Genomic DNA, 1,163 nt, shown 5'->3' with positions numbered 1-1,163 from the left:
CGACTTTCAGACGCAGTTCGGCTACGAAACGCGCTCATGCGGCCTCCAATGCGGCCATCCGCATCAGGTTGTAACTGGCAAACACCAGCTTGGCCTGAGCGGCGACCCGATCCAGTCCACGCAGCATCGTCTGCTTCAGCGGTCGGGCGTATTTGCCCCAGCCGAATGGCGTCTCGACGCGGTGACGGGCATTGATCGACTTCGCGTAGCCAACGTGGCGTGTCGTACGGGCGTCGATCGCTGATCGTCGTCCCTTGTTGTTCCGGGCCACGTGCGGCGTCACGCGGGCCTTGCGCGCGCCCTCCACGAAGCGTTGCTGGTCGTAGTTCTTGTCGGCGCCCACCGTCAGTCGGCGCCGGCCGGGTCTTCGATCCAGCATCGCCAGCGCCGCATCGACTTCGGCGGTGCCGCTGGCGTGCGTGGTCTCGGCGTCAACGACCAGCGCGTGGCGATTGTCGGTCAGCACGTGGCCGATATAACACAGTCGGCTGGGTTGGCCCTTGGCTTTCTTGTACAGCCGGGCGTCGGGGTCGGTCTTGCATTCATGCGTGTCAGAACGCCTCACCTCGCCCTTGAAGTCGGGCGGCCCGTTCGGCGGCTCGTCGTCCTCGTCTTTGCGCCGATAGCTGCCCATCGACGCCCAGGCGTCGATCAACGTGCCGTCTACACAGAAATGCTGGTCGGACAACAGCCGGCGCTGGCGGGCTTGATCGACCACCGCGTCCAACAACCGACCGGTCACCGCGCCATCGATGAACCGCTGGCGGTTTTTGGTGAACGTGGTGGCGTCCCAGACCGCATCATCCAGCGACAGCCCGACGAACCAGCGAAAGAGCATGTTGTAGCGGAGCTGCTCGACAAGCTGGCGCTCGGAGCGGATCGAGTACAGGATCTGAAGTAATAAGGCCCGGATCAGGCGTTCCGGGGCGATACCCGGGCGGCCCGTATGCGAGTAGCTGACCGTCAACGTCCCGTCCATCGACTCCAGTGCCCCATCGACCAGCGATCGAATCCGGCGCAACGGATGATCCGCGGGCACAAAATCGGTCGTCTGTGAATACGAAAACAGCGACGGTTGTTCGGCGTCCGGGCTTCGCATCGGTTCGGCTCCTATTCACTCTCCACTGCTGACTATTGTCCCGAGATTTGTCGGGTTTTTCAGC

Annotated in this window: 1 protein-coding gene; it reads right to left on the bottom strand. The window is 63.2% G+C overall.

From position 1 onward, the window contains the following. Nucleotides 1-34: 34 nt before the first annotated feature. Complete coding sequence (locus ACS8YF_RS19555; protein ID WP_440851764.1) at nucleotides 35-1,099, bottom strand: IS5 family transposase; 1,065 nt, start codon at nucleotides 1,097-1,099, stop codon at nucleotides 35-37. Nucleotides 1,100-1,163: the final 64 nt, after the last annotated feature.

The sequence above is a fragment of the Salinisphaera sp. SWV1 genome (assembly GCF_052044155.1).
In the GTDB taxonomy this organism is placed as follows: domain Bacteria; phylum Pseudomonadota; class Gammaproteobacteria; order Nevskiales; family Salinisphaeraceae; genus Salinisphaera.
Note: the sequence above shows the minus strand (reverse complement) of the source record. Positions and strands in the feature narration are given on the sequence as shown.

Excerpts from the sequence above, each read along its gene's own strand:
- ACS8YF_RS19555 (WP_440851764.1), bottom strand. The coding sequence starts at position 1,099 with ATGCGAAGCCCGGACGCCGAACAACCGTCGCTGTTTTCGTATTCACAG.